The sequence below is a fragment of the Nocardioides sp. Z30_9 genome (assembly GCF_058215735.1).
In genome coordinates, this window is the sequence record NZ_JBZAJF010000004.1 from 1 (window position 1) to 25,760 (window position 25,760).

Annotated in this window: 25 protein-coding genes and 1 rRNA gene; 23 read left to right on the forward strand and 3 right to left on the reverse strand. The window is 71.7% G+C overall.

All coding sequences use genetic code 11. The features are described 5' to 3' along the window. Positions 1–130 precede the first annotated feature (130 nt). The 9 genes from rrf (at position 131) to AC4BGB_RS20820 (ending at position 8,735) form a co-directional block, all read left to right on the forward strand. A 5S ribosomal RNA gene (gene rrf, locus AC4BGB_RS20780) occupies positions 131–247 on the forward strand. Between the two features lie 106 nt (positions 248–353). Continuing rightward, complete coding sequence (locus AC4BGB_RS20785) at positions 354–1,202, forward strand: TlyA family RNA methyltransferase (RefSeq protein WP_490548911.1); 849 nt, start codon at positions 354–356, stop codon at positions 1,200–1,202. Continuing rightward, a complete protein-coding gene (locus AC4BGB_RS20790; protein WP_490548913.1) occupies positions 1,199–2,158 on the forward strand; it encodes an NAD kinase in 960 nt (319 codons plus the stop codon). The genes AC4BGB_RS20785 and AC4BGB_RS20790 overlap by 4 nt, the downstream gene beginning before the upstream one ends. A 28-nt stretch (positions 2,159–2,186) precedes the next feature. Then, positions 2,187–3,923 carry a DNA repair protein RecN gene (recN, locus tag AC4BGB_RS20795; protein ID WP_490548915.1) on the forward strand — a complete coding sequence of 579 codons (1,737 nt, stop codon included), beginning with the start codon at positions 2,187–2,189 and terminating at the stop codon, positions 3,921–3,923. A gap of 122 nt (positions 3,924–4,045) precedes the next feature. Then, positions 4,046–5,791: a CTP synthase gene (gene pyrG, locus AC4BGB_RS20800; protein ID WP_490548917.1), complete on the forward strand. Its 1,746-nt coding sequence runs from the start codon at positions 4,046–4,048 to the stop codon at positions 5,789–5,791. Continuing rightward, complete coding sequence (locus AC4BGB_RS20805) at positions 5,788–6,381, forward strand: NUDIX domain-containing protein (protein WP_490548919.1); 594 nt, start codon at positions 5,788–5,790, stop codon at positions 6,379–6,381. The genes pyrG and AC4BGB_RS20805 overlap by 4 nt, the downstream gene beginning before the upstream one ends. 102 nt (positions 6,382–6,483) lie before the next feature. Beyond that, entirely contained in the window at positions 6,484–7,104 is a 621-nt protein-coding gene (locus tag AC4BGB_RS20810; protein ID WP_490548921.1) for a maleylpyruvate isomerase family mycothiol-dependent enzyme, read from the forward strand. A gap of 56 nt (positions 7,105–7,160) precedes the next feature. Continuing rightward, positions 7,161–7,718 (forward strand): isochorismatase family protein, encoded by a 558-nt coding sequence (locus AC4BGB_RS20815; RefSeq protein ID WP_490548923.1) that lies wholly within the window; start codon positions 7,161–7,163, stop codon positions 7,716–7,718. Between the two features lie 39 nt (positions 7,719–7,757). Further along, on the forward strand, positions 7,758–8,735 hold the full coding sequence (locus AC4BGB_RS20820) for a YihY/virulence factor BrkB family protein (protein ID WP_490548925.1): 978 nt from the start codon (positions 7,758–7,760) through the stop codon (positions 8,733–8,735). Here the strand turns inward: AC4BGB_RS20820 and AC4BGB_RS20825 are convergent, their stop codons facing one another. Next, positions 8,736–9,305, reverse strand: a complete 570-nt coding sequence (locus AC4BGB_RS20825; protein ID WP_490548927.1) for a DUF2231 domain-containing protein — start codon at positions 9,303–9,305, stop codon at positions 8,736–8,738. A 117-nt stretch (positions 9,306–9,422) separates the two neighbouring features. Here AC4BGB_RS20825 and AC4BGB_RS20830 point away from each other — a divergent pair, with 117 nt between their 5' ends. The 4 genes from AC4BGB_RS20830 to AC4BGB_RS20845 are packed head-to-tail and all read left to right on the forward strand — an operon-like array spanning position 9,423 to position 11,890. Beyond that, on the forward strand, positions 9,423–9,554 hold the full coding sequence (locus AC4BGB_RS20830; protein WP_490548928.1) for a hypothetical protein: 132 nt from the start codon (positions 9,423–9,425) through the stop codon (positions 9,552–9,554). A 57-nt stretch (positions 9,555–9,611) separates the two neighbouring features. After that, positions 9,612–10,640, forward strand: a complete 1,029-nt coding sequence (locus tag AC4BGB_RS20835) for an LLM class flavin-dependent oxidoreductase (protein WP_490548929.1) — start codon at positions 9,612–9,614, stop codon at positions 10,638–10,640. A gap of 27 nt (positions 10,641–10,667) precedes the next feature. Then, a complete protein-coding gene (locus tag AC4BGB_RS20840) occupies positions 10,668–11,594 on the forward strand; it encodes an NAD-dependent epimerase/dehydratase family protein (RefSeq protein ID WP_490548931.1) in 927 nt (308 codons plus the stop codon). Next, positions 11,591–11,890 (forward strand): hypothetical protein, encoded by a 300-nt coding sequence (locus tag AC4BGB_RS20845; RefSeq protein WP_490548932.1) that lies wholly within the window; start codon positions 11,591–11,593, stop codon positions 11,888–11,890. The genes AC4BGB_RS20840 and AC4BGB_RS20845 overlap by 4 nt, the downstream gene beginning before the upstream one ends. 116 nt (positions 11,891–12,006) lie before the next feature. Here AC4BGB_RS20845 and AC4BGB_RS20850 read toward each other — a convergent pair whose 3' ends face one another. After that, positions 12,007–13,287 (reverse strand): MFS transporter, encoded by a 1,281-nt coding sequence (locus tag AC4BGB_RS20850; RefSeq protein WP_490548933.1) that lies wholly within the window; start codon positions 13,285–13,287, stop codon positions 12,007–12,009. A 43-nt stretch (positions 13,288–13,330) separates the two neighbouring features. Further along, positions 13,331–14,095 (reverse strand): IclR family transcriptional regulator, encoded by a 765-nt coding sequence (locus tag AC4BGB_RS20855; RefSeq protein ID WP_490548934.1) that lies wholly within the window; start codon positions 14,093–14,095, stop codon positions 13,331–13,333. A gap of 127 nt (positions 14,096–14,222) precedes the next feature. Here AC4BGB_RS20855 and hutH point away from each other — a divergent pair, with 127 nt between their 5' ends. The 10 genes from hutH to AC4BGB_RS20905 all read left to right on the forward strand — a co-directional run bounded on the left by hutH (position 14,223) and on the right by AC4BGB_RS20905 (position 25,644). Continuing rightward, the gene (hutH, locus tag AC4BGB_RS20860; protein WP_490548936.1) at positions 14,223–15,773 is read left to right on the forward strand and encodes a histidine ammonia-lyase; all 1,551 of its coding nucleotides are present in this window, start codon (positions 14,223–14,225) and stop codon (positions 15,771–15,773) included. After that, positions 15,770–17,428 carry a urocanate hydratase gene (hutU, locus tag AC4BGB_RS20865; RefSeq protein WP_490548938.1) on the forward strand — a complete coding sequence of 553 codons (1,659 nt, stop codon included), beginning with the start codon at positions 15,770–15,772 and terminating at the stop codon, positions 17,426–17,428. The genes hutH and hutU overlap by 4 nt, the downstream gene beginning before the upstream one ends. 19 nt (positions 17,429–17,447) lie before the next feature. Then, complete coding sequence (locus AC4BGB_RS20870) at positions 17,448–18,632, forward strand: allantoate amidohydrolase (protein WP_490548940.1); 1,185 nt, start codon at positions 17,448–17,450, stop codon at positions 18,630–18,632. Next, positions 18,629–19,933, forward strand: coding sequence for a formimidoylglutamate deiminase (locus AC4BGB_RS20875; RefSeq protein WP_490548942.1), 1,305 nt, complete (start codon positions 18,629–18,631; stop codon positions 19,931–19,933). Before AC4BGB_RS20870 ends, AC4BGB_RS20875 begins: the two co-directional genes overlap by 4 nt. Further along, positions 19,930–21,081, forward strand: coding sequence for an imidazolonepropionase (hutI, locus tag AC4BGB_RS20880; protein ID WP_490548944.1), 1,152 nt, complete (start codon positions 19,930–19,932; stop codon positions 21,079–21,081). The genes AC4BGB_RS20875 and hutI overlap by 4 nt, the downstream gene beginning before the upstream one ends. A gap of 130 nt (positions 21,082–21,211) precedes the next feature. After that, complete coding sequence (locus tag AC4BGB_RS20885; RefSeq protein ID WP_490548946.1) at positions 21,212–22,120, forward strand: ABC transporter substrate-binding protein; 909 nt, start codon at positions 21,212–21,214, stop codon at positions 22,118–22,120. Positions 22,121–22,125: 5 nt separating this feature from the next. Beyond that, positions 22,126–23,091 (forward strand): amino acid ABC transporter permease, encoded by a 966-nt coding sequence (locus tag AC4BGB_RS20890; protein WP_490548948.1) that lies wholly within the window; start codon positions 22,126–22,128, stop codon positions 23,089–23,091. Continuing rightward, positions 23,088–23,852, forward strand: coding sequence for an amino acid ABC transporter ATP-binding protein (locus tag AC4BGB_RS20895; RefSeq protein ID WP_490548950.1), 765 nt, complete (start codon positions 23,088–23,090; stop codon positions 23,850–23,852). Before AC4BGB_RS20890 ends, AC4BGB_RS20895 begins: the two co-directional genes overlap by 4 nt. 14 nt (positions 23,853–23,866) lie before the next feature. Next, positions 23,867–24,604, forward strand: coding sequence for an IclR family transcriptional regulator (locus AC4BGB_RS20900; RefSeq protein WP_490548952.1), 738 nt, complete (start codon positions 23,867–23,869; stop codon positions 24,602–24,604). Further along, on the forward strand, positions 24,601–25,644 hold the full coding sequence (locus AC4BGB_RS20905; RefSeq protein WP_490548954.1) for a pyridoxal phosphate-dependent aminotransferase: 1,044 nt from the start codon (positions 24,601–24,603) through the stop codon (positions 25,642–25,644). Before AC4BGB_RS20900 ends, AC4BGB_RS20905 begins: the two co-directional genes overlap by 4 nt. Positions 25,645–25,760 lie beyond the last annotated feature (116 nt).

A 25,760-nucleotide genomic window follows, 5' to 3' on the forward strand; every position in this document is an offset into this window, starting at 1 on the left:
TAATAGGCCGAGGGCTTGTCCCTCAAAGATGTTGCGCGTCCACTGTGTGGTTCCCGAGTTACGGTCGGGAGCCTCAATGATTCCTCACAAGGGGATCGATGGCTTTGTTTGATCGATAACTCCATAGAGTTTCGGCGGCCATAGCGAAAGGGAAATACCCGGCTCCATTCCGAACCCGGAAGTCAAGCCTTTCAGCGCCGATGGTACTGCAACCGGGAGGTTGTGGGAGAGTAGGACGTCGCCGGACATATTCTTTCTAAGGGCCGCCCCATCTGGGGCGGCCCTTAGTCATTTCCAAACGAGTGTCATTTTCCAAGCAAGATCCAGCAGTTCCTTTTCGGAGGAGAAGCTCCATGGCAGCTCGACCGGCTCGTCGCCTGCGGCTCGACGCGGAACTGGTCCGTCGTGGCCTGGCGCGGTCGCGCGAGCACGCCAGCGAGCTGATCTCGGCCGGCCGGGTGAGCGTCAACAAGCTGGTCGCCACCAAGCCGGCGACCGCGATCACCACCGACGCCGACCTCGTCGTCCGCGAGGACCCCTCGAGCCCGGACTATGCCAGTCGCGGCGGCCACAAGCTCGCCGGTGCGCTGGAGGCGTTCGCGCCCCTGGGGCTCGCGGTGACCGGGCGGCGTGCCCTCGACGCGGGCGCCTCCACCGGCGGATTCACCGACGTGCTCCTGCGTGCGGGGGCGCGGGAGGTCGTCGCCGTCGACGTGGGCTACGGCCAGCTGGTGTGGGCCCTGCAGAAGGATCCCCGCGTCCGGGTGCACGACCGCACGAACATCCGTGAGATCGACACCGAGCTCATCGGTGGGCCGGTCGACCTCGTCGTGGGGGACCTGTCGTTCATCTCCCTGGCGCTGGTGCTGGAGCCGTTGATCGGGGTCACTGCCCCGGACGGAGACCTCGTGCTGATGGTGAAGCCGCAGTTCGAGGTCGGCAAGGAGCGTCTGGGCAAGGGCGGTGTGGTCCGCGACCTCGACCACCGGGCCGAGGCCGTCTCCGCCATCGCTGACTCCGCCGCCCGGCTCGGCTGGGGGGCGCGGGCGGTGACCACCAGCCCGCTGCCCGGCCCGTCGGGGAACGTGGAGTTCTTCTTGTGGCTGCGCGCCGGTGATCCTGAGATCGGGAGCGAGGAGGTGCGCGCGGAGGTGGCCCGTTCCGGGGCTTTGGGGGTGCCGGGTGAGAGGGTGAACCCGTGACCTCACCAAGCCAGGCAGCCGACCGGCGCATCCTCCTGCTGGCCCACACGGGTCGCGAGGACGCGCGCGACGTCGCCCGCGCGGTGGCCTCCGCGTTGTCGGCCAACGGACTGGTCGTGCGGATGCTCGAGGACGAGGCCAAGGAGCTGGAGCTCCCCGCGGGACACGGCGTGGAGATGGTCTCCCCGGACACCGACGCCTCCCGCGACTGCGAGCTCGCCGTGGTGATCGGGGGCGACGGCACCATCCTGCGTGCCGCCGAGCTCACCCGGGGGACGACGACCCCGCTGCTGGGGGTCAACCTCGGACACGTGGGCTTCCTGGCCGAGGCCGAGAGCGAGGACGTCGAGAAGATGATCTCGCTCATCGTGGAGCGGAAGTACTCCAGCGAGGAGCGGCTGACCCTCGACGTGTCCGTCTACCGCGACAAGGAGCTGATCGAGACCACCTGGGCCCTCAACGAGGCCAGCGTGGAGAAGGCGGCCCGGCAGCGGATGCTCGAGGTGGTGATCGAGGTCGACGGCCGCCCGGTGAGCCGGTTCGGCTGCGACGGAGTCGTGTGCGCCACGCCGACCGGGTCGACGGCGTACAACTTCAGCGCCGGCGGCCCCATCGTCTGGCCCGGCGTCGAGGCGCTCCTGATGGTCCCGATCAGCGCGCACGCGTTGTTCTCGCGCCCGATGGTGGTCGCGCCCTCTTCGGTGCTCGCGGTCGAGGTGCTCGCCCAGACCGAGGGCGCAGGCGTGCTCTGGTGCGACGGGCGGCGCACCGTCGACCTGCCGCCGGGCGCCCGGATCGAGGTACGCCGCGGCCGCTCACCCGTGCGCCTGGTGCGGCTGCACGAGGCGCCGTTCACCGACCGCCTGGTCGCGAAGTTCGGTCTGCCGGTCGAGGGCTGGCGCGGCGCCTCCGAGCGCCGCCGGCGCAGCACCCGGGCTCCCGGTGAGGACGCATGACCAAACTTCTGCGAGCGGACGAGGCCCGATGATCGAGGAGATCAGGATCGCCTCCCTGGGGGTGATCGAGGAGTCGCTGTTGGAGCTCGGCGAGGGGCTCACCGTGATCACCGGCGAGACCGGCGCCGGCAAGACGATGCTGGTGACCGCGCTGGGCCTGCTCCTCGGAGGCCGCGCCGACACCGGTGCGGTCCGCACCGGGGCCCGCACCGCGAGGGTCGAAGGCGTGGTGACCTCCGGCCCCGGTCTGGAGGCGATTGCCGACGAGCACGGCGGCGAGGTCGAGGACGGCCGGCTGCTGCTGGCCCGACAGGTCTCCGCAGAGGGTCGCTCACGCGCCTTCCTGGGCGGCGTGTCCGTGCCCGCCTCGGCGCTCGCGAAGGTGGGGGACGCGCTGGTGGCGGTGCACGGCCAGTCCGACCAGCACCGGCTGCTGCGTCCGGAGGCCCAGCGAGCGGCCCTCGACTCGCACGCGGGCCCCGAGCTGGACGAGGTGCTCGTCCGCTACCGCGCCTCCTTCGAGCGGCTGCAGGCGGTCGAGTCAGAGCTGCGCGAGGTGCTCGGGTCGGCCCGCGAACGCGCTCGCGAGGCAGACGTGCTCCGGCTCGGACTGGAGGAGATCGAGGCGGTCGACCCCCGGCCGGGTGAGGAGCAGTCGCTCGCGACCGAGGAGACCCGGCTCGGCTTCGCCGACACCCTGCGCACCGCGGCCGAGACCGCCCGGGAGGCACTGTCCTCGGACCGGGACGCCCCTGACGCTCTCGGGGCGCTGGCGGCGGCCCGCCGGTCGCTGGAGAGCGTGCGCGAGCACGACCCCGAGGTCGCTGGGCTCGCCGACCGGGTGGCCGAGGTCAGCTACCTGCTCGCGGACGTGGCGGCCGACGTGGCGGCGTACTCCACGCTGGTGGAGACCGACCCGGCACGGCTGGCGGCGGTCTCCGAGCGCAGGGCGGCCCTGACGGCCCTCACCCGCAAGTACGGCGAGACCGTCGAGGAGGTGCTCGAGTGGTCCCGAGTCTCGGCGCAGCGGCTGTTCAGCCTCGACGGCTCCGACGACCGCATCGCCGAGCTGCGCTCCGAGCGCAAGCAGCTGCGCGCCGTCCTGGCGAAGGAGGCCGCCACGCTCTCGCGGATCCGGGCCGACGCAGGGGAGCGGCTCTCGGCCGTGGTGACCGAGGAGCTGCACTCCCTCTCGATGCCGCACGCCCGGTTCGAGGTGCGCCTGCATCGTGTGCCCGACGAGACCGGACTGGAGCTCGACGGGGGACGGTGGCACTTCACCTCCACCGGCGTGGACGAGGTCGAGCTGCTCCTGGCCGCGAACACCGGGTCCGAGCCGAGGCCGCTGTCCAAGGGCGCATCCGGGGGCGAGCTCTCCCGGGTGATGCTCGCCATCGAGGTCGCCCTGGCCGACACCCGGCCCGTGCCGACCTTCGTCTTCGACGAGGTCGATGCCGGTGTCGGCGGCAAGGCTGCGGTGGAGATCGGCCGGCGGCTGGCCGCGTTGGCACGGTCGGCCCAGGTCCTCGTGGTGACCCACCTGCCCCAGGTGGCCGCGTTCGCCGACCACCACGTCGTCGTACGCAAGTCGAGTGACGGCACGGTGACCACCTCCGGCCTGGAGACCCTCGACGAGGCCGCCAGGGTGCAGGAGCTCTCCCGGATGCTCGCGGGGCTGGAGGAGTCCGACACCGCGATGGCGCACGCCCAGGAGCTGCTGCAGGTGGCGCAGTCCTCGCGGGTCCGGCCGACACGAAGTGGCTGAATCCGCCCCCGCGACGTACGTCGTCACCAATCGTTGGTAGGCTCGAATCCCGTGGAGGACAGCACATCGAGCATGCCTCCGGGCCCGTCAGCGGGCACCGTTCCAGTCCACGGGGAGCCCTCTTGGTAGCACCGCAGCAGACAAAGCACGTCTTCGTCACCGGAGGCGTCGCCTCGTCCCTGGGCAAGGGGCTGACCGCCTCCAGCCTGGGCCGACTGCTCCGCTCACGCGGCCTCCGCGTGACCATGCAGAAGCTGGACCCGTACCTGAACGTGGACCCGGGCACGATGAACCCGTTCCAGCACGGCGAGGTGTTCGTCACCAACGACGGCGCGGAGACCGACCTGGACATCGGTCACTACGAGCGGTTCCTGGACACCGACCTGAGCCAGATCGCGAACGTGACGACCGGGCAGGTCTACTCCTCGGTGATCGCCAAGGAGCGTCGTGGGGACTACCTCGGCGACACGGTGCAGGTCATCCCGCACATCACCAACGAGATCAAGGACCGCGTCCTGGCGATGGGCGGGCCCGAGATCGACGTGGTGATCACCGAGGTCGGCGGCACCGTCGGCGACATCGAGTCGCTGCCGTTCCTCGAGGCCGCGCGCCAGGTCCGTCACGAGATCGGCCGCGACAACGTCTTCTTCCTGCACGTCTCGCTGGTGCCGTGGATCGGCCCGTCCGGCGAGCTCAAGACCAAGCCGACCCAGCACTCCGTCGCCGCACTGCGCTCCATCGGTATCCAGCCCGACGCGGTCGTGTGCCGCGCCGACCGGGAGCTCCCGGCCTCGGTCAAGCGCAAGATCTCGCTGATGTGCGACGTCGACGAGGAGGCAGTGGTCACCGCGCCCGACGCGCCCTCGATCTACGACATCCCCAAGGTGCTGCACCGCCAGGGCCTCGACGCCTACCTCGTACGACGGCTGAACCTGCCGTTCCGCGACGTGGACTGGACCGTCTGGGACGACCTGCTCCAGCGGGTGCACCACCCCAACGAGGAGGTCACTGTCGCGCTGGTCGGCAAGTACATCGACCTCCCCGACGCCTACCTCTCGGTGATCGAGGCGCTGCGTGCTGGCGGTTTCGCCCACGAGGCGCGCGTGAAGATCGAGTGGGTGCCCTCCGACGAGTGCGCGACTCCCGAGGGCGCCAAGCGACGCCTCGGCGACGTCGACGCAATCTGCGTGCCCGGAGGCTTCGGGATCCGCGGCATCGAGGGCAAGCTCGGCGCCCTGACCTACGCCCGCACCAACAAGATCCCCACCCTGGGGCTGTGCCTGGGCCTGCAGTGCATGGTGATCGAGTTCGCCCGCACCCAGGCCGGACTGGAGAAGGCGGCCTCCACGGAGTTCGACCCCGACACGGCGGAGCCGGTGATCGCCACGATGGCCGAGCAGAAGGCCTTCGTCGAGGGGGCCGGCGACCTGGGCGGGACGATGCGCCTGGGCCTCTACCCGGCCGACCTCAAGGAGGGCTCGGTCGTGCGTGCGGCGTACGGCCAGGCGAAGGTCGAGGAGCGGCACCGCCACCGCTACGAGGTCAACAACGCCTACCGCGACCAGCTCGAACAGGCCGGGCTGGTGTTCTCGGGGACCTCCCCGGACAACAACCTGGTGGAGTTCGTGGAGCTGCCCGACGAGGTGCACCCCTACTACGTCTCGACCCAGGCCCACCCGGAGCTGCGCTCGCGCCCGACCCGGGCGCACCCGCTCTTCTCCGGGCTGATCGGGGCCGCGATCCAGCGCCAGCGCGAGCTGCTCATCCCGATCGACGAGAGCGCGCTGCGACGCCGCTGGGTCGCCGACGGCGCGGAGGATGCTCTTGCCGGCGACCCTGGACTGGATTCGGAGCTCGATCGGGCGTGAGCGAGTCCCCGCTGGCGGACGCCCCGCGCACCTGGCCGGTCGTCGAGAGCCGAGACATCCACCGGGACGACTGGGTGGTGGCGATGCGCGAGGACGTCGTCCAGCGCCCCGACCACCCCGAGGAGACCTTCGGCAGGCTCGTGGTCGAGCACCCCGGCGCGGTGGTCGTGCTGGCGCTCGACGACGAGGAGCGGGTGTGCTGCATCAAGCAGTACCGCCACTCCGGCCAGGCGGTGTTCATCGAGCTGCCCGCCGGCATCTGCGACGCACAGGGGGAGGACCCCCAGGTCACGGCCGCCCGTGAGCTCCAGGAGGAGGTCGAGCTCCAGGCCGAGGACTGGCGCCACCTGCTCACGCTGTTCCCCTCGGCAGGGATCACCAACGAGCTGCACCACATCTACCTCGCCCGGGGGCTGAGCTTCTCCGACCGCGGTGACTTCGCGATGCACGCCGAGGAGGCCGAGCTGGAGAAGCTCTGGGTGCCCTTCGAGGAGCTGCTCGAGGCGGTGCTCGACAGCCGCGTCCGCCAAGGTCCGCTGGCGGCGGCCGTGCTGGCCTACGAGGTGCTGCGCACCCGGGGCCGGCTCTGAGCCTGCCCCGCTGGCAGTCCTCCCGAGAACAGCTCCGATGAGTCGGCGCCCTGTCGCTGGTCCACCTTGTCGCGGAGGGGCCGTGACGAGCGAAGGAGCGAGATGAGCGACGTCTGGCCGATGGTGCACGCGGAGCGGGCCGCGCTGATCCGCGACCTCGAGGGGCTCGATGACCAGCAGTGGGCGCAGCAGTCGCTGTGCAACGACTGGACCGTCCACGACGTCGCCGCCCACCTGCTGAACACCGCCAGGACGACCCGCACCGGCTTCGTGCTCGGCCTCGCCCGGGCACGCCTCGACTTCGACCTGCTCAACGCCCGCGGGGTGGAGCGCAGCCGTGGGGCCACGCCCCAGCAGACCCTGGAGCAGCTTCGCCAGGTGGTCTCGCGGACCTCGACCCCGCCGGCCCCGATCGAGAGCCGCCTCGTCGAGGAGGTCGTGCACGGCGAGGACATCCGGCGGCCCCTGGGGCTCTCCCGGCAGTACCCGGAGGAGGCCGTGGTCAGGGCGCTGAGCCTCCAGGCGCGCACCCCGGCGTCCTTCGGAGGCGCCAAGGAGCTGCTCGAGGGCGTCCGGCTGGTCGCGACGGACGCCGACCTCTCCGTGGGTGATGGAGCCGAGGTCCGGGGCAGCGCGCTGGCGCTGCTGCTGGCCGTCACCGGACGACGGGTGGCGCTGGAGGATCTCGACGGGCCGGGACTTCCGGCGCTGTCGGCCCAGTGAGGTTGCGGGCGCGGCGGCGCACGGCGGCGACGGGATCGCTGACGTAGCGTGGGCCCATGCCCGTCAGCACGCTGGGGAACCGGCCGCACACTGCGCTGGTGGTCATCGACGTGCAGGTCGACGTGGTCGCCCGCGCGCACGACCGCGACCAGGTGGTCGCCAACATCGCCACCCTGGTTGAGGCGGCCCGGAAGGCAGACCGGCTGGTGGTGTGGGTCGCGGACCACGAGTCCCTGCCGATCGGCAGCGACGGCTGGAACTACGTGCCCGAGCTGCTCCGCCAGGAGACCGAGCCCCTGGTGCACAAGCTCTACCGGGACGCGTTCGAGAACACCGAGCTCGAGTCGGTGCTCGCCGAGCGCGGTGTCGGGCGGCTTGTCGTCGCGGGTGCGCAGACCGAGGAGTGCGTCAGGTCGACGCTGCACGGGGCGGTGGTGCGCGGCTACGACACGATCCTGGTCTCCGACGCCCACACGACCGAGGACCTCTCGGCGTACGGCGCACCCACCGCCGCCCAGGTGATCGCGCACACCAACCTTTCCTGGAGCCGGCACCGGGCACCGGGCCGCACCGTGGGAACCGTGACCACCGCCGAGGTCGACTTCGGTGCCTGATCCCGGCCTCGGCCCTGTGGTCCACGCCGGGCGGGTGCGATGAGCGTCGCGTCCCGGCTCGACCGGTTGCAGCGACGGCGCCCGTGGATGGGCCTGCCGATCGCGGTGGTCTACAAGTACTTCGACGACGCGGGCGCCTACCTCGCGGCGCTGGTCGCCTACTACGCCTTCGTCTCGCTGTTTCCCCTGCTGCTGATCTTCACCGCGGTGCTGGGGCTGGTCCTGGCGGGGGAGCCAGGGTGGCAGCGCGAGATCGAGGCCTCCGCCCTGCGCCAGTTCCCGGTGATCGGGGACGAGCTGGGACGGCCTGACGAGATCGGCGGGGGCACCCTCGGGCTCGTGATCGGGGGCCTCACGGCCCTCTACGGCGGGCTCGGGGTCGCGCAGGCGGTGCAGTACGCGATGAACACCGCCTGGGCGGTGCCGCGGAACAAGCGGCCCGACCCGTTCAAGGGCCGGGTCCGCGGGCTGGCCATCCTGACCACGCTGGGGCTCTCCGTGGTGGGCACCACCGCGCTGTCGGTGATCGGGGCCAGCGCCTTCGGGGACGACGCCGTGCTGCGTCGCATCGGGCTGGCCGTGGGCGCTGTGGTCCTGAACACGGCGGTCTTCGGTTTCGTGTTCCGTCTCGGCACCGCTCGGGCGCTCTCGTTCCGCGACGTCGCGCCGGGGGCGGCGATCGCGGCCGTGGCCTGGCAGCTGCTGCAGACCTTCGGGGTCACCTACGTCACCCACGTCATCAAGAACGCCAGCACGAGCAACGGCGTCTTCGCGATCGTGCTGGGCCTGCTCGCCTTCCTCTACCTGACGGCGGTGATCTTCACGCTGTGCGTCGAGCTCAACGTCGTACGGACCGACAGGCTGTACCCGCGCGCCCTGCTCACGCCCTTCACCGATGCCGTGGAGCTGACCCCTGGTGACGAGCGAGCCTATCGGCGCCAGGCCGAGGCGCAGCGTGCCAAGGGCTTCGAGGAGATCGACGTGAGGTTCGAACCCGACGAGGACAAGCGCTCCTGATCACGCGCCGCGGGGCGCCACCGCGAACGCGGGGTGGCGGCTGCCCACGCCACGTGCCTGGGCCAGGTGACCGCCGAGGAAGGCGCCCACGCCCGAGACCGCGGCGCCCGCGAGCCCGAGGCGCACTCCCGTGGCCTGGCCGCCCCGGCGGCGGGCGAGGTACGACGAGGCGTAGAGGCCGATCGCGACCCCGTTGGTGACCGCGTGCACCAGGCCCACCCGCTTGTCGCGGGGCTCGGCGTCGCTCCACTCGGCCCAGCCCGTCCACGCAGTCGGCGCGGCGGCGAGGAGCCCGAGCCCGACCAGTCGTCGCGCAGACGGCGAGGAGCCGGGCCCGCCGACCAGGTCGAGCACGTTGGCCGAGGTCCAGCTCCCGATGACGAAGTCGGTCAGCACGGGGTGGAGCGCGTGACCAAGCCAGTCACCGCGCAGGAGGGCCCCACGTCCGCCGCTGCCGAAAGCCCTGCGGATGTGCGGGTCCAGTGCCTGCACCGGACGGTCCAGGGCGGGGGTGTCCTCGAGGCGCAGGATCCCGCGCACCAGGACGGGAGGCGCTGGCATGTGTCTCATGGGGGGTCTCCTCGGTCTCGGCGTGCCCAGGAGGAGCCCGTTCCCTCGCCGGACACCGGCAAACGGCTGTGACCGGCAGCGTACGGCGGACCTCGCCGAGGTGGGTAGCGTCGACCCATGAGCGAGAACACGATCGAGCCCGAAGAGAACCAGACACCGAACCGGGAGCAGCCGGACCAGGAGACGCCGGAGCGCGCCGACGACGAGACCGCCCCCGGCTCCCTGGGCGGCGACAACGGCGGCGGCTGACCCGGGTCGCGACCCTGTCGCTGCGGCGCCCTTGTGCGTGGGTGGTTGACTCCGCACATGCACCTGGGCGTCGACAGCTTCGTCTCGACCGTGACCGACCCGGCGACCGGACACGTGGTGGGTCCGGCCGAGCGGATGGAGCATCTCCTCGAGGAGATCACCCTGGCCGACCGGGTGGGGCTGTATTCCTTCGGGATCGGCGAGCACCACCGCAGCGAGTACTTCGACTCCGCACCCTCGATCATCCTGGCCGCGGCCGCGGCCCGCACCGAGCGGATCCGGCTCGGCAGCGCGGTGAAGGTGCTCAGCGCGGACGACCCGGTGCGGGTGTTCCAGCAGTTCGCCACCCTGGACCTCATCGCCAAGGGCCGGGTTGACCTGGTGGTGGGCCGCGGGTCCTTCACCGAGGCCTTCCCGCTCTTCGGGCTCGACCTCGCCGACTACGACTCGCTGTTCACCGAGAAGCTGGAGCTGCTCCTGCGGATCCGCGACGAGGCCGAGGTCACCTGGTCCGGGAGGCACCGGCCGCCGCTGGTCCGGCAGAGCGTCTACCCGCGTCCGCTCCAGGACCCGCTGCCCATCTGGGTCGGCGTCGGTGGGACCCCGGAGTCGTTCGCGCGCGCCGGCCTGCTCGGACTGCCGCTGATGGTCGCGATCATCGGGGGCGAGCCTCGCCAGTTCGCGCCGCTCGTCGACCTCTACCGCCGAGCGGGCGCCCAGGCCGGCCACGCTCCGGAGAAGCTCAAGGTGGGCCTGCACGTGTTCGGCTTCGTCGCCGGCAGTACCGAGGAGGCCGCGGACACGATCTACCCGGGCTGGGAGGAGATGTTCACCAAGGTCTCGCGCGAACGCGGCTTCCCGAGGCCGACCCGCCAGCAGTTCGACGCGACGTCGGGGCCCAACGGTGCGTTCTTCATGGGGGACCCCCCGACCGTCGCGGACAAGATCCGCCGGGTCTCCGAGCAGCTCGGCGGCGTGGACCGGCTGTCCCTGCAGATGACCAACCCCAGGCTGGCCCACGCCGACCTCCTGCGCGGCATCGAGTTGCTCGGTACCGAGGTCGCCCCCATGGTGGCCGACGCCTGAGCGACGCCGCGTGCCAAGGTGGGTGCCATGAGCGAAGCGAACCCAGTTGTCGTCACCGGCGCGAACGGACTCGTCGGATCCCGGATCTGCGCGGTGCTGGCCGAGCGTGGCGTGCCCGTGCGCGCCGTCGTACGCCGCCCGGGCACCAGCCCCGAGCTGCCCGGGGTCGAGGAGCACGTGGGCGAGTTCGGTGACCCCGACTTCGCGGCCTCCGTGGTCGCGGGTGCGGGCGGCGTCGTCACGACCGTGCACCCGATGGGCTCGGACCGCGAGACCCAGCACCGGACGGCTGTCGAGGGCACTCCGGTGATCGCGCGTGCCGCACGAGACGCGGGCGCGCAGTGGCTGGTGCACATCTCGACTGCGGCCGTCTACGACCGCTCGCCCGAGGCCGGTGACGTCGATGAGTCCTCGCGGCTCGTCGACGAGAACGCCAACGACTACGGCGCGACCAAGCGCGACACCGACGCCGCGCTGGCGGAGGTCGACGGGATCCCCCGTGTGCTGGTGCGCCCTCCGGCGATCCTGGGCGCGGGGGAGACCTCGGTGTGGAACACGCTGCGGCCGGCCGACATCCGTGACGACGAGGGCGCCCGGCACGCCCTGCCGGACCAGACGTTCCCCTGGGTGCACCTCGACGACCTCGCCGTCCTCGTGGCCGACCTGGCCACGGGCCGGATCCCCACCTCCGAGGACCCCGATCAGGGACCGGTCGCGGGTGGGTGCACCCCGGTCAACGTGGCCGGGGGACCGGCGACGCTCCGCGACTACTACACCACCGTGACCAGCGCGGTCGGTGTCGAGCCCGTCTGGGACGACGGCCCGGCGTGGACCGGGAAGTACCTCGTCGACCGTGCCCACAGGTGGGGCTGGACTCCGGCTGTGAACCTCGAGCAGGCGTTGGCCGAGCTCCGCTCCGGCCTGGTCGGCGCCCCCGGCCAGGGTGCCAGGTGACCGCGAGCAGGTCGGCCCGGGAACGCAAGGCCGCCGCCGAGGCGGGACCATTGGCGCGGGTCCGGATCGAGGTCGACGCCCAGGAGCGCTTCGTCTACAAGATCAGCTGCACGCAGTGCCGCGTCCGTGACGACGCCCCCTGGTCGGCGTACCGGCCCGGCGACGACAACGGCTTCATGGCGGCGATGGACCGCTGGATCTTCCACCTGCGCGAGAAGCACCCCGATGCCGAGGCGCCCTGCCTGGCCTACCTGCCCGAGGCGGAGCAGCGGCTGCACGAGCGCCGCCAGCAGTAGGCGGCGCCCGCTCAGGAGTGCTGGGCGGGGTAGTCCGAGACGCAACCGTCGTCGGATGTCCGAATTGACGACGGTTCTGTCTCGGACTATCCGGCTGCGGGCGCGGCGGGGCCCGCTCAGGGGTGCTGGCGCACCGTCACGTCGGCACGGTCCGCGAGCCCCTGGGGTGTCCGGTCGGGTGTGCCCTTGGGCCGCCACGCCGCGAGGGGTACGGCGAGCAGCAGGATCACCGCGGTGCAGGCGAACGCGACCGGGAACGAGGCGCCCGCGGCGAGCACGCCGACCAGCACTGCCCCCAGGCCGGTCCCGGTGTCGAAGCCCACGTTCCACATAGCGCTGGCCACGCCGTACTCGTGGCGGCGTACCGACTCGAACGAGACCAGCAGGGTGAGGTTCTGCAGGGCGCCGTAGCTGACGCCCAGCACGGCCATCGCGCCCACCAGCAGGGCGCCCGCCGCGACGCCGGCACCCAGGTGGACCGCCCAGGCGGCGACGCCCATCGACGCGGCGGCCAGCAGCACGAGCGGCCACATGAACGGCTGCGGTCCGTGCCGGTCCGCGAGCCCGCCCACGGCCCACCGGGCGACCGCGGTGGTGGCGGTGAGCATGAACAACCCGGCCGCGGTGACCCAGGCGAGCTCGGTCACCTGGGGCAGGAACGTGAGCAGCGCGCCGCCGGCCAGGGTGACCACCAGCAGCAGCGCCATCGGGCGCAGCAGCACCAGGTAGGTGTGGCCCCGGCGCCGGGCCGGCTCGCCGGGCGACGGCTCCGCCGCCGGCACCTCGGCTCCCCGGCTGTCCGCCGCCTGCTTCAGCCGCCGTGCCAGCGCCAGTGCGGGAGCACAGGCCAGCAGCGGCAGGGCGCCCGCCAGGAACACCACCCAGAAGCCGATCTCGGTGGCCACCCACGGCCCGAGCGGGAGCAGGACCAGCTGGGGGACGGCGATCGCGAGGCCGTAGGCGCCGATGGCGGCACCACGCTGGGGCGGTGCGACCAGCTCGGCGACGGCGGTGCTGCCGGTGACGGTGAGGATCCCGAAACCGAGCCCGCGCACGGCCGAGAGGGCCAGCGTCGGGGCGAGCGCGTCGGTGAGCAGGTGCAGCAGCGAGGGGAGACCCAGCAGCAGCAGGCCCAGGACCATCACCGGACCGACGCCGACCCGGCGCAGCGCCCCCGGGACGAACGGCTGGGTGAGCACCGTGAAGCCGAGGAGCACGCCGTTGACCGCTCCGGCGCCCGGGGAGCCGGCGCCACCGTGCACGGCCCACATGGGTGCGACCGCCAGCAGCGCCGCGTATCCGCAGAACCCGATCGTGGACATCGCCAGCAGCGCGGGCATCCCCGGCGTACGCCAGACCGATCCCCGCGCCGGCTCCGTCGTGCTCGTGCGCCCCACGAGGCGCATCGTGGCACACGACGTCGGGCCGGTCCGCGGGCGGTCAGGCGGAGACGGGTGTCCCTCCGACGCGCCGGCTCACGGTGGCCGCCGTGGCGGTGACCGCCGCCACGACCTCGTCCAGGTCGAGCTCCTCACGGGTGTCGTAGGTCGTGGCGATCCCGCCGATCGGGATGCCGTTGTGGTCCAGCACCGCCGCCGCGACCGAGGAGAACCCGGGCGTCACCTCGCCGTCCTCGGTCGCGTAGCCGCGCTGCCTGGTCCCGCTGAGCACACGGCGCAGCGCGCTCAGGGAGCGCGGTCCCAGGCCGTGCCGGTCCACGAACGCGCTCCTGTCGGGGTAGAGCGCTCGGACCTGGGTCGCCGGGAGCGCGGCCAGGATCGCTCGTCCGCTGGCGGTCAGGTGCGCAGGAAGTCGTACGCCGACATCGGTGACCAGCGGCGCCCGCCCGGGGGCACGCTGCTCGACCACGTAGAGGACGTCGCGACCGTGCGGCACCGCCAGGTGTGCCGACTGGCCGATCCGGTCCACGAGCGTGGCCAGCGGCCGGTGCGCGATCCGCTGCAGCGGCGCCTGCCGGGTGTAGCCGGTGCCGACCTCGAACGCGGCCACTCCGAGGCAGTAGCGCTGCTCCTCGGCGATGTGGGTGACGAAGCCCTGCTCGATCATCGCCTTCACCAGGTGGTAGGCCGTCGAGCGCGGCAGGTCGACCGCGGCGGCGAGCCTTTCCAGCGGTACGGGGTCGGGCTGCGAGGCCAGGAAGCGCAGCACCATCAGCGTCCTGGTCGCTGCCGGAACCTGAGCCATGCCCCAGAACCTAGTCGCACCGCGGAGGCGGGCGATCGCCGGTGTGCTCGCAGCGGAGTCTCAGATACGAGACAGCACCACTGTCGGATTGGCGTCGGCGGGTCTCCGCGGGGCCTTGGATTGACCCATGCCCACCACACACAACTCCGTCGCCCTCGGAACCGGTCCGCTCACGCCTGCAGAGGTGCTGGCGGTCGCCCGGGACGGTGCAGCGGTCCAGATCTCCGGCGAGGCGAAGACCGCGCTCGCCGACGCACGTGCGGTGATCGAGAAGCTCGCCGCGTCCGAGACGCCCGTCTACGGCATCTCGACCGGCTTCGGCGCCCTCGCCACCCGGCACATCCCCGGCGAGATGCGCGCCCAGCTGCAGAAGTCGCTGGTCCGCTCCCATGCCGCCGGCTCCGGCCCCGAGGTCGAGCGCGAGGTCGTCCGGGCCCTGATGCTGCTGCGGCTCTCCACCCTCACCACCGGGCACACCGGGGTCCGGCCGGAGACCGCCGAGCTCCTGGCCGCGCTGCTGTCGCGGGGGATCACTCCCGTGGTGCACGAGTACGGCTCCCTGGGCTGCTCCGGCGACCTGGCCCCGCTGGCGCACTGCGCGCTGGCCCTGATGGGCGAGGGGCTGGTCCGCGACGCCCAGGGCGAGCTGATGGAGGCCGGCGAGGCCCTCGCGGCAGCCGGGCTGGCCCCGGTCGAGCTGGAGGCCAAGGAAGGGCTGGCGCTGATCAACGGCACCGACGGCATGCTGGGCATGCTGGTGATGGCGCTGCACGACCTCTCACGGCTGATGAAGACGGCCGACATCGCCGCGGCGATGTCGGTCGAGGGCCAGCTCGGCACCGACCGCGTCTTCGCCGCCGACCTGCAGGCGCTGCGGCCCCACCCGGGCCAGTCGGCCTCCGCGGCGAACCTCGTCGCGATCCTGCGCGACTCCGGCGTGGTGGCCTCCCACCGGGGACCGGACTGCAACCGGGTCCAGGACGCCTACTCGCTGCGGTGCTCGCCGCAGGTGCACGGCGGCGCGCGGGACACCATCGAGCACTGCTCGGTGGTGGCCGGCCGCGAGCTCGCCAGTGCCGTGGACAACCCCGTGGTGGTCGGCGACCGCGTGGAGTCGAACGGGAACTTCCACGGCGCCCCGGTCGCCTACGTCCTCGACTTCGCCGCGATCGTCGCTGCTGATGTCGCCTCGATCAGCGAGCGGCGTACGGACCGGTTCCTGGACCGCTCCCGCTCCCACGGCCTCCCGCCGTTCCTGGCCCACGACCCCGGCGTGGACAGCGGGCTGATGATCGCGCAGTACACCCAGGCCGCGATCGTCTCGGAGCTGAAGCGGCTGGCCGCGCCGGCCTCGGTCGACTCGATCCCCTCCAGCGCGATGCAGGAGGACCACGTCTCGATGGGCTGGTCGGCCGCACGCAAGCTGCGCCGGTCGGTCGACGGCCTCACCCGCGTGGTCGCCATCGAGGTGCTCACCGCTGCCCGTGCCCTGGACCTGCGCCGGCCGCTCGAGCCGTCGCCGGCCACGGCCGCGGTGATCGACCTGTTCCGCACCAACGGCGTACCGGGGCCCGGCCCCGACCGCCACCTGTCGCCCGAGATCGAGGCCGCCGTCGAGCTGGTCCGTTCGGGCGCTGTCGTCCAAGCCGTCGAAGAAGTGATCGGAGAGCTCCAGTGACCAACCCCCGCCTGCCCATCACCGCCGCCCGCGGAACCGCCCTGACTGCCCGCTCCTGGCAGACCGAGGCCCCGCTCCGGATGCTGATGAACAACCTCGACCCCGAGAACGCGGAGAACCCCGCCGAGCTCGTCGTGTACGGCGGCACCGGCAAGGCCGCCCGCAACTGGGAGTCCTACGACGCCCTGGTGCGCACGCTGTCCACGCTCGCCGACGACGAGACGATGCTCGTGCAGAGCGGCAAGCCCGTCGGGGTGATGCGCACCCACGAGTGGGCGCCGCGCGTGCTGATCGCCAACTCCAACCTGGTCGGCGACTGGGCCAACTGGGAGGAGTTCCGTGCTCTCGAGGAGCTCGGTCTGACGATGTACGGCCAGATGACCGCCGGCTCCTGGATCTACATCGGCACCCAGGGGATCCTCCAGGGCACCTTCGAGACCTTCGCCGCGGTCGCGGACAAGCGCTTCGGAGGGACGCTGGCCGGCACGATCACGCTGACCGCGGGCCTCGGCGGGATGGGCGGCGCGCAGCCGCTCGCCGTCACGATGAACGACGGCGTCGCGATCTGCATCGATGTCGACGACAGCCGGATCAAGCGCCGGATCGAGCACCGCTACCTCGACGTCCAGGCCGACTCCCTCGAGCACGCCGTGGAGCTCGCGGTGCAGGCTCGCGACGCCAAGAAGCCGCTGTCCATCGGCGTCCTGGGCAACGCCGCCGAGATGTTCCCGGCGCTGCTGGAGAGCGGTGCGCCGATCGACGTCGTCACCGACCAGACCTCCGCGCACGACCCGCTGTCCTACCTGCCCGTCGGGGTGCCCTTCGAGCAGTGGCACGAGGCCGCCAGGCGCGACCCCGCCGGGTTCACCAAGGACGCCCAGGCCTCGATGGCCGCGCACGTGCGCGCGATGGTGGAGTTCCAGGACCGCGGCGCCGAGGTCTTCGACTACGGCAACTCGATCCGCGACGAGGCCCGCAAGGGCGGTTACGAGCGCGCCTTCGAGTTCCCCGGCTTCGTCCCGGCGTACATCCGGCCGCTGTTCTGCGAGGGCAAGGGCCCCTTCCGCTGGGCTGCGCTGTCCGGCGACCCGGCGGACATCGCCGCGACCGACAAGGCGATCCTGGAGCTCTTCCCGGACAACGAGCGGCTGCACAAGTGGATCACGATGGCCGGTGAGCGGGTCGCGTTCCAGGGCCTCCCCGCGCGCATCTGCTGGCTCGGGTACGGCGAGCGCCACCTCGCGGGCCTGAAGTTCAACGAGATGGTCGCCTCCGGGGAGCTCAAGGCCCCGGTCGTCATCGGCCGTGACCACCTCGACGCCGGCTCGGTCGCGTCGCCGTACCGCGAGACCGAGGCGATGCTCGACGGGTCCGACGCGATCGCCGACTGGGCCCTGCTCAACGCCCTGGTCAACACCGCCTCGGGCGCCACCTGGGTCTCCATCCACCACGGTGGCGGCGTCGGCATGGGCCGCTCGATCCACGCCGGCCAGGTGTGCGTCGCCGACGGCACCGAGCTCGCCGCGCAGAAGATCGAGCGGGTCCTCACCAACGACCCGGGCATGGGCGTGATCCGCCACGTCGACGCGGGCTACGACCGTGCGGTCGAGGTGGCCAACGAGCGCGGGGTCCGCGTCCCGATGCTCGAGAGCTGAGAAGACGGGACGCAGCGACGTGACCTTCGAGAACATGTGGCAGGACCTGCTCGGCGTCGGGCGATCCTCGACGTCGGGCGGCTACTTCCGGCAGCCGTTCGGCTCCGCCGAGCGCGAGTGCGCCGACTGGTTCGCCGGCGAGGCGCAGGCTCGCGGACTCGACCTGGAGTACGACGGCTTCGGCAACGTGGTCGCGTGGTGGGGGACCGGCACGGAGTCGGTGCTCACCGGCTCCCACCTCGACTCCGTGCTCGACGGTGGCGCCTTCGACGGGCCGCTCGGGGTGGTCTCGGCGCTGGCCGCGGTCGACGAGCTGCGCGACCGGGGCTTCGTGCCGACCCGGCGCCTCGGCATCGGGGTGTTCGTCGAGGAGGAGGGCTCCCGCTTCGGGCTGGCCTGCCTGGGCTCCCAGCTCGCAGTGGGGGCGCTCACGGTCGAGAAGGCCGAGCAGCTCACCGACCGGGCGGGCACGCGGCTCGGTGACGCGTGGGCCGCCGCCGGCCTGGACCCCTCCGCGGGGTCGTCGCTGCTCGAGGGCGTCGAGTGCTTCGTCGAGCTGCACGTCGAGCAGGGCCGCGACCTGGTCGACCGGGACGCCGCGGTCGGGCTGGCCAGCGAGATCTGGCCGCACGGGCGCTACCGGTTCGACTTCACCGGCGAGGCGAACCATGCCGGCACCACCCGGATGGAGGACCGGCACGACCCGATGCTCACCTACGCCCACACGGCGCTGAGCGCGAGCGCGCTGGCCCGGGACGCGGGCTTCCGGGCGACGTTCGGCCGCCTCGCGGTCGAGCCGAACGCCACCAACGCGGTGCCCTCGAAGGTCACCGCGTGGCTGGACGCCCGCTGCGACAGCGACGACGCGCTCGCCGCCCTGGTGGAGTCCGTCGCCGAGCAGGCGCGGGCGCAGGCGGACCTCGACGGGACCCGGGTCGAGCTGACCGCGGAGTCGGTCTCCCGGGCAGTGGAGTTCCCCTCCGCGCTGGCGCACCGGATCGCCGACCCGCACGGGTGGCCGGTGATCCCGACCCAGGCCGGGCACGACGCCGGCATCCTCTCCGCGGCCGGGATCCCCACCGCGATGCTGTTCGTGCGCAACCCCACGGGCATCTCGCACTCACCGGCGGAGCATGCCGAGACCGGCGACTGCCTCGCCGGCGTCACCGCTCTCGCCGACACCCTCGAGGGGCTGGCCCGATGAGTGCTGTCACCTACGTCCTCGAGCAGGCGCTCCTGCCCACGGGCCTGGCCGACCGGGTGCAGGTCACCGTCGCCGACGGGCGGTTCACCGCGGTCACGCCCGGCGTGGACACCCCGGCGAGCGGCGCCACCGCCGTGCCCGGGCTGACCATGCCGGGGATCGCCAACTGCCACAGCCACGCCTTCCACCGGGCCCTGCGGGGACGGACCCAGCGCGAGCGGGGGACGTTCTGGACCTGGCGTGAGCAGATGTACTCCCTGGCGGCCCGCCTGGACCCGGACAACTACTTCGTCCTGGCCCGGGCGGTCTACCGGGAGATGGCCGCCGCAGGCATCACCTGCGTGGGGGAGTTCCACTACGTGCACCACCAGCCCGACGGGACGTCGTACGCCGACCCGAACGCCATGGGGGAGGCGCTGGTCGAGGCCGCGCGCGAGGCCGGGATCCGGATCACCCTGCTGGACACCCTCTACCTCACCGCCGGCATCGGCCGGGCACCCGAAGGGATCCAGCGACGGTTCTCCGACGGCGACGTCGACGCCTGGCACGCGCGGACCGCGCTGCTCCGCGAGACGGGGTGGGCGAAGGTCGGGCAGGCCTTCCACTCCGTGCGGGCCGTCCCTCGCGACCAGCTCCGCGCCGATCCCTCGCGCCCACTGCACGTCCACCTCTCCGAACAGCCGGCGGAGAACCAGGAGTGCCTCGACGCCTACGGGCTCACGCCCACCGCGCTGCTCGCCGAGGAGGGCCAGCTCGGTCCGCACGCGACCCTGGTGCACGCCACCCACCTCACCGACTCGGACATCGCGACGCTCGGAGCGGCAGCGGCCTACGTCGACTTCTGCCCGACCACCGAGCGCGACCTCGGTGACGGGATCGGCCCCAGCAGGCGGCTGCACGAGGCAGGCGCCCGGCTCACGCTCGGAAGTGACAGCCATGCCGTCATCGACCCGTTCGAGGAGATGCGCGCGCTCGAGCTCGACGAGCGGCTCGCCAGCCGGCAGCGCGGGCACTGGAGCGCGGCCGAGCTGATCGAGGCCGCCACCCTGACCGGGCACCAGAGCCTGGGCTGGGACGACGCCGGCCTGATCGCGGTGGGCGCGCGCGCCGACCTGGTCACGCTCTCGACGACCAGCCCCAGGACCGCCGGCACCGGCAACGACGAGAACACGGTCGTGTTCGCCGCCACCGGCGCCGACGTGGCGCAGGTGATCGTGGACGGCCGCGTCGTCGCGGGACCCGGGATCCACGAGGACCTCGGGCATCAGCTGCACGACGCCATCGAAGGAGTGTGGGCATGACCAGCACCGTCATCACCGGCATCTCGGAGCTGGTCACGCACGCGGAGCCCGGCATCATCCACGACGCCGCCGTGGTGATCGAGGGCGACCGGATCGCGTGGGTGGGCCCAGCAGGCCGCTCGCCCGCAGCGGACCGGGCCGTCGACGTCGGCGGCCGCGCGGTGATCCCCGGCTTCGTCGACAGCCACTCGCACCTGGTCTTCAGCGGCGACCGGTCGGCGGAGTTCGAGGCGCGGATGACCGGAGCGCCGTACGCCGCGGGCGGCATCAAGACCACGGTCGCCGCCACGCGGGAGGCCTCCGACGAGCAGCTGACCCGCAACGTGGCCAGGCTGGTCGCGGAGATGCACGCCCAGGGCACCACCAGCATCGAGATCAAGAGCGGCTACGGCCTCACCGTGCACGACGAGACCCGGGCCCTGCGGATCGCCGGGCAGTTCACCGAGGACACCACGTTCCTCGGCGCCCACGTGGTCCCCGCCGGGTCCGACCCGGCGGCGTACGTCGATCTCGTGGTCGGGGAGATGCTCGACGCGGCCGCGCCTCATGCGCGCTGGATCGACGCGTTCTGCGAACGGGGTGCCTTCGACGTCGACCAGGCCCGCACGATCCTGCAGGCCGGGGCGGCGAAGGGACTGCGCGGCCGGCTGCACGCCAACCAGCTGGGGCACGGCCCCGGGGTCCAGCTCGCGTGCGAGCTCGGCCTGGTCGCCGTGGACCACTGCACGTTCCTCTCCGACGCGGACGTGGATGCCCTCGCCGGGTCCGGCACCGTGGCCACGCTGCTGCCCGGCGTCGAGTTCTCCACCCGGCAGCCGTGGCCGGACGCCAGGCGTCTGCTCGACGCCGGTGTGACCGTGGCCCTGGCCAGCGACTGCAATCCCGGGTCCTGCTACACCAGCTCGATGGCGTTCTGCATCGCGATGGCGGTGCGGGACATGGGGATGTCGCCCGCCGAGGCCCTCTGGTCGGCCACGGCCGGCGGAGCGCGGGCGCTGGCTCGCGACGACGTCGGCGTCCTCGCGGTGGGCGCGCGTGCGGATCTCGTGGTGCTGGAGGCGCCCTCCCACGTCCACCTGGCCTACCGGCCCGGCGTACCACTGGTGCGCCAGACCTGGCTGGGCGGGGACCAGATCGCGGCGGGTTAACGGAAACGTAACCTCCGGCCATTGACTCGGAATCATGGCCAGCCTAGCGTCGTCCCTATAAGTGAACGCAGTTCACATATAAGAACATCGCACCTTTCCCGTCCCTGAGACCACCGGAGAAAAACACGCCATGGCTGCTCGCAAACACCGCGTCATCACCTTGTTCCTCGCCGGCCCGCTGCTGGGTGCCCTGGCCCTGACGGGCTGCGGCTCGGAGAAGGAGACGACCTCCAAGTCGGACAGCTCGGCTCCGCTGCACAAGGAGCTGCCCGCGGCCGTCAAGGACGCCGGCACCATCCAGATCGGCTCCTCGATCGACTACCCGCCCTTCGAGTACTACAAGGAGGACGGCAAGACCCTGCAGGGCTTCGAGGTCGAGCTCGCCAAGGAGCTCGAGGGCCAGCTCGGCGTCGACTTCACGTGGAACAACGCCAGCTTCGACACCCTGCTCCCCGCCCTGGCCTCCAAGCGCTACGACATCATCTACGGCGCGGTCAACGACACCGCGGAGCGGGAGAAGGACTACGACTTCGTCTACTACCTGCAGTCCTCGCAGGGCTTCGTCACCGCTGCCGGCAACCCCAAGAACATCAAGACCGAGGAAGACCTGTGCGGCAAGTCCCTGGCTGCCGTGCGCGGCGGGATCCAGGCCCAGTGGCTGGTCAAGAAGTCGGCCGATTGCGAGAAGCAGGGGGCGGAGAAGATCAACGTGCTCACCTTCGACGGCAACGCCCAGGAGCAGCTGGCGGTCCGACAGGGCAAGGCTGACGCCCTGATCGAGAACTTCCCCACCGCAGCGGTCTTCGCCTCCAAGAGCGAGGGCAAGCTCGAGCTGGTCGAGGGCCTGCAGGTCGAGCAGCAGTTCTTCGGCATGGTCCTGCCCAAGGAGAGCAAGGAGCTGCGTGACGTCCTCGTGAAGGCCTGGCAGGCCATCATCGACGACGGCTCCTACGGCGAGATCCTGAAGAAGTGGGGTCTCGAGGAGATCGCGGTCAAGGAGGCCGGCGTCAACGCCGTCGCCTCCGGCGCCAAGGCCTGACACCGATGACCAGCCGAGCAGCACCGGGCGAGGAGAGCCACGTGGCCGAGCAAGGAACAGCTACAGCGACCGACGAGATGGAGGGTGCCGGGTCCCGGCAGCCCCAGCTCACGGTGGTGCCGTTGCGCCATCCCGGTCGCTGGGTGATGGCCGCCCTCGTCCTGGTGCTGCTCGGACTGGTCGCCCGGGCCTTCGTCCGGGCCGACATCGACTACGCGATCGTCCTGGAGTACCTGACCGCGGAGACGATCCTCGAGGGTGTCGTCAACACCCTCAAGCTCCTGTTCCTCTCGATGGCCATCGGGCTGGTGCTCGGGGTCACCGCCGCGGTGATGGGGCAGTCCGAGAACCCCGTCCTGCGGTGGGTGGCGGGCGGCTACACCTGGTTGTTCCGAGGCACACCGTTGCTGGTGCAGCTGCTGATCTGGTTCAACCTGTCCATCATCTTCAGCACCTTCACCATCCCCGGCATCTACTCGACGCCGATGAACTCCCTGATGACCCCGTTCGTGGCCGCGCTGCTGGGCCTGGGCGTCAACGAGGGCGCGTACGTCGCGGAGATCGTCCGCGGTGGACTGCTCTCGGTCGGCAACGGCCAGCGGGAAGCGGCAGCAGCCATCGGGATGACGCCCGGGCGGACGATGCGGCGCATCGTCCTGCCGCAGGCCCTGCGGGTGATCGTGCCGCCGCTGGGCAACGAGTTCATCTCGCTGCTGAAGTACACCGCGCTGGCATACACGATCTCCTACAGCGAGCTGCTGCACTCGGCCAACAAGGTCTACACCTCCAACTTCAAGGTGATCGAGCTGCTGTTCACGGCGTCCATCTGGTACATCGCCCTGACCACGGTCTTCACCATCGCCCAGCAGGCCATCGAGCGCCGGCTTGGCCGCAGCGTGCATCGCAATCGCTCCCGGCCCACCTTCCGCGCCCGCCTGGTCCGCAACCTGTCCCTGAGGAGGGCCTCGTGAGCACGACAGTCGTCCACGCCGAGCAGGTCGAGAAGTCCTTCGGGCAGACCCAGGTCCTGCACGGGATCGATCTCGAGGTCCACGACGGAGAGGTGATGTGCATCATCGGGCCCTCCGGCTCGGGGAAGTCGACCTTCCTGCGGTGCATCAACCACCTCGAGAAGATCGACGGCGGCCGCCTCTCGGTCAACGGGAGCCTGGTCGGCTACCGGCAGCGCGGCACCAAGCTGTTCGAGCTCAAGGAGAAGGAGGTGTGCCGCGAACGCGCCGACATCGGCATGGTGTTCCAGCACTTCAACCTCTTCCCGCACATGACGGTCCTCGGCAACGTGATCGAGGGGCCGGTGCAGGTCAAGGGCGTCAGCCGCAAGGTCGCCGCCGAGAAGGGCCGGGCCCTGCTGGAGCGGGTCGGCCTGGGCCACCGGGCAGACGCCTACCCCGGCGAGATGTCGGGGGGACAGCAGCAGCGCGTCGCGATCGCGCGGGCCCTGGCGATGGAACCCCGCCTGATGCTGTTCGACGAGCCCACGTCGGCGCTCGACCCCGAGCTGGTGGGCGAGGTCCTCGACGTGATGAAGGACCTCGCGAGGTCCGGGATGACCATGGTCGTGGTCACCCACGAGATCGGGTTCGCCCGTGAGGTGGGGGACACCATCGCGTTCATGGACCAGGGCCGGGTCGTCGAGTGCGGTTCCCCCGACGACGTCATCAACCGCCCCCGGGAGGCCCGCACCAAGGCCTTCCTGAGCAAGGTCTTGTGAGGGAGAGTACGACGATGTCCACCTCGGTTGAACGAGCCCTGCTCATCCTCGAGCTCCTCGCGGACTCCGACGAGCCGCTCTCCCTGACGCGGCTCGCGGAACGTCTCGACATCCCGAAGAGCACGGCCCACAACATCCTGCGGTCCCTGACCGAGCGTCGCTACGTCGCGCTGGACCTCGCGGGCTACACCCTCGGGATCAAGGCCTTCGAGGTCGGCTCCGCCTACGTCCGCAACGCCGGCGTGGTCGACCTCGTCGCGCCCCAGCTCCTCCAGGTGACCCAGGCGCTGGACATGACCTCGCACTACGCCGTCCTCGACGGCGCCGACGCGGTCTACCTCTACAAGCAGGACCCACCCATGCGGGGCGTGCAGCTCGCCAGCTCGCTGGGCGCCCGCCTGCCCTCGCACATCACCGCCGTCGGCAAGGCCTGCCTCGCCTGGGTCCCGGGGCAGTCCCTCGCGGACCACCTGACGGCACCCGACCGGCCACCACTGGGCGCGGCGGAGCTCGAGCTGCTGGAGTCCGAGCTCGCCGAGGTGCGACGCTCGGGCTACAGCACCGACGACGGCGAGACCGCGATGGGCATCCGCTGCGTCGCCGCTCCCGTCTTCGACGCCGAGGGTGCCTGCGGTGCCATCGGGATCAGCTACCTGAGCCACGGGGAGATCGACAACGAGGCCGTGCTCGCCCAGGTGCGTGGCGCGGCAGCCCGCACCACCGAGCTCCTCGGCGGGAAGGTCAGGCCATGACGCTGGTGGCCCGCCCCTGGCTCGACCGGATCGACCCCTACCGGCCCGGGAAGCCGGCCCTGACCGCCGCCGGGTCGATGGCCTCCAACGAGTCGGCCCTCGGCGCCAGCCCGAACGTGGTGGCCGCGCTCGCGGCCGCGGCACACGACGTGCACCGCTACCCCGACCCGCTCGCCGAGGAGCTGCGCAAGGAGCTCGCGGTCCTGCACGGCGTGGACGTGGACCAGATCCTGGTCGGGAACGGGTCCGACGAGCTGATCTACCTGCTCGCCTGGACCTTCCTGGCACAGGACGGACGTGCCGTATGCGCCGATCCCGCCTACCGCATCGACGAGATCAGCACCTACGTCGTCGGCGCCGAGGTGGTCAAGGTCCCGCTGCTGGACTGGGCGCACGACCTCGACGCGATGGCCGAGGTCGAGGCCGACATCGCCTACGTGGTCAACCCGCACAACCCCACGGGTACGACGAGGTCGCTCGCCGACATCGAGAGGTTCGTGGAGGGCTGCCGTGCCGGGCTGGTCGTCGTCGACGAGGCCTACGTGGACTTCGCCGAGGACCCCGACGCCGCGACCGCGGTGCCGCTGGTCGACTCCGGACGCGTCGTGGTCCTGCGCACCTTCTCCAAGGTGCACGGGCTCGCCGGCCTGCGGATCGGCTACCTGATCGGCTCCCGCGAGGTGGTCGCGATGCTGCGCAAGGTCCGGGCGCCGTTCTCGGTGAGTTCGCTGGCCCAGGCCGGAGCCGTGGCCGCTGCCCGGGACCCGTTCCACCGTGACGTCGTACGCGACCACACGAGACAGGGCCGTGCCCGGATCGTCGAGCTGCTCACCGCCGCCGGCCTCGAGCCGGTCCCGTCCCAGGCCAACTTCGTGCTGGTGCCGGTCCCGGACGAGGAGGCCTTCGTGGCCCAGCTGGCGGCGTACGGGATCACGGTGCGGCCCGGGACCGCCCTCGGCGTGCCCGGCACCGTCCGGATCAGCGTGCCGGACGACGACGGGATGGCCCTGCTCGAAAAAGCGCTCGCACCGCCCAGCTGACGCAGCCCGTTCCCCGGCACCCCCCGGCACCCCCCGACACACCCCTCACCCGCCCCTGCCCACCGGGGGCACCTCACCGGCCGTCCCGGACGGCCCGACCGTGAAACGAGAAGGAA

Excerpts from the sequence above, each read along its gene's own strand:
- AC4BGB_RS20785 (WP_490548911.1), top strand. The coding sequence starts at position 354 with ATGGCAGCTCGACCGGCTCGTCGCCTGCGGCTCGACGCGGAACTGGTC.
- recN (WP_490548915.1), top strand. The coding sequence starts at position 2,187 with ATGATCGAGGAGATCAGGATCGCCTCCCTGGGGGTGATCGAGGAGTCG.
- AC4BGB_RS20810 (WP_490548921.1), top strand. The coding sequence starts at position 6,484 with ATGAGCGACGTCTGGCCGATGGTGCACGCGGAGCGGGCCGCGCTGATC.
- AC4BGB_RS20815 (WP_490548923.1), top strand. The coding sequence starts at position 7,161 with ATGCCCGTCAGCACGCTGGGGAACCGGCCGCACACTGCGCTGGTGGTC.
- AC4BGB_RS20820 (WP_490548925.1), top strand. The coding sequence starts at position 7,758 with ATGAGCGTCGCGTCCCGGCTCGACCGGTTGCAGCGACGGCGCCCGTGG.
- AC4BGB_RS20825 (WP_490548927.1), bottom strand. The coding sequence starts at position 9,305 with ATGAGACACATGCCAGCGCCTCCCGTCCTGGTGCGCGGGATCCTGCGC.
- AC4BGB_RS20830 (WP_490548928.1), top strand. The coding sequence starts at position 9,423 with ATGAGCGAGAACACGATCGAGCCCGAAGAGAACCAGACACCGAACCGG.
- AC4BGB_RS20835 (WP_490548929.1), top strand. The coding sequence starts at position 9,612 with ATGCACCTGGGCGTCGACAGCTTCGTCTCGACCGTGACCGACCCGGCG.
- AC4BGB_RS20840 (WP_490548931.1), top strand. The coding sequence starts at position 10,668 with ATGAGCGAAGCGAACCCAGTTGTCGTCACCGGCGCGAACGGACTCGTC.
- AC4BGB_RS20855 (WP_490548934.1), bottom strand. The coding sequence starts at position 14,095 with ATGGCTCAGGTTCCGGCAGCGACCAGGACGCTGATGGTGCTGCGCTTC.
- hutH (WP_490548936.1), top strand. The coding sequence starts at position 14,223 with ATGCCCACCACACACAACTCCGTCGCCCTCGGAACCGGTCCGCTCACG.
- AC4BGB_RS20875 (WP_490548942.1), top strand. The coding sequence starts at position 18,629 with ATGAGTGCTGTCACCTACGTCCTCGAGCAGGCGCTCCTGCCCACGGGC.
- hutI (WP_490548944.1), top strand. The coding sequence starts at position 19,930 with ATGACCAGCACCGTCATCACCGGCATCTCGGAGCTGGTCACGCACGCG.
- AC4BGB_RS20885 (WP_490548946.1), top strand. The coding sequence starts at position 21,212 with ATGGCTGCTCGCAAACACCGCGTCATCACCTTGTTCCTCGCCGGCCCG.
- AC4BGB_RS20890 (WP_490548948.1), top strand. The coding sequence starts at position 22,126 with ATGACCAGCCGAGCAGCACCGGGCGAGGAGAGCCACGTGGCCGAGCAA.
- AC4BGB_RS20900 (WP_490548952.1), top strand. The coding sequence starts at position 23,867 with ATGTCCACCTCGGTTGAACGAGCCCTGCTCATCCTCGAGCTCCTCGCG.
- AC4BGB_RS20905 (WP_490548954.1), top strand. The coding sequence starts at position 24,601 with ATGACGCTGGTGGCCCGCCCCTGGCTCGACCGGATCGACCCCTACCGG.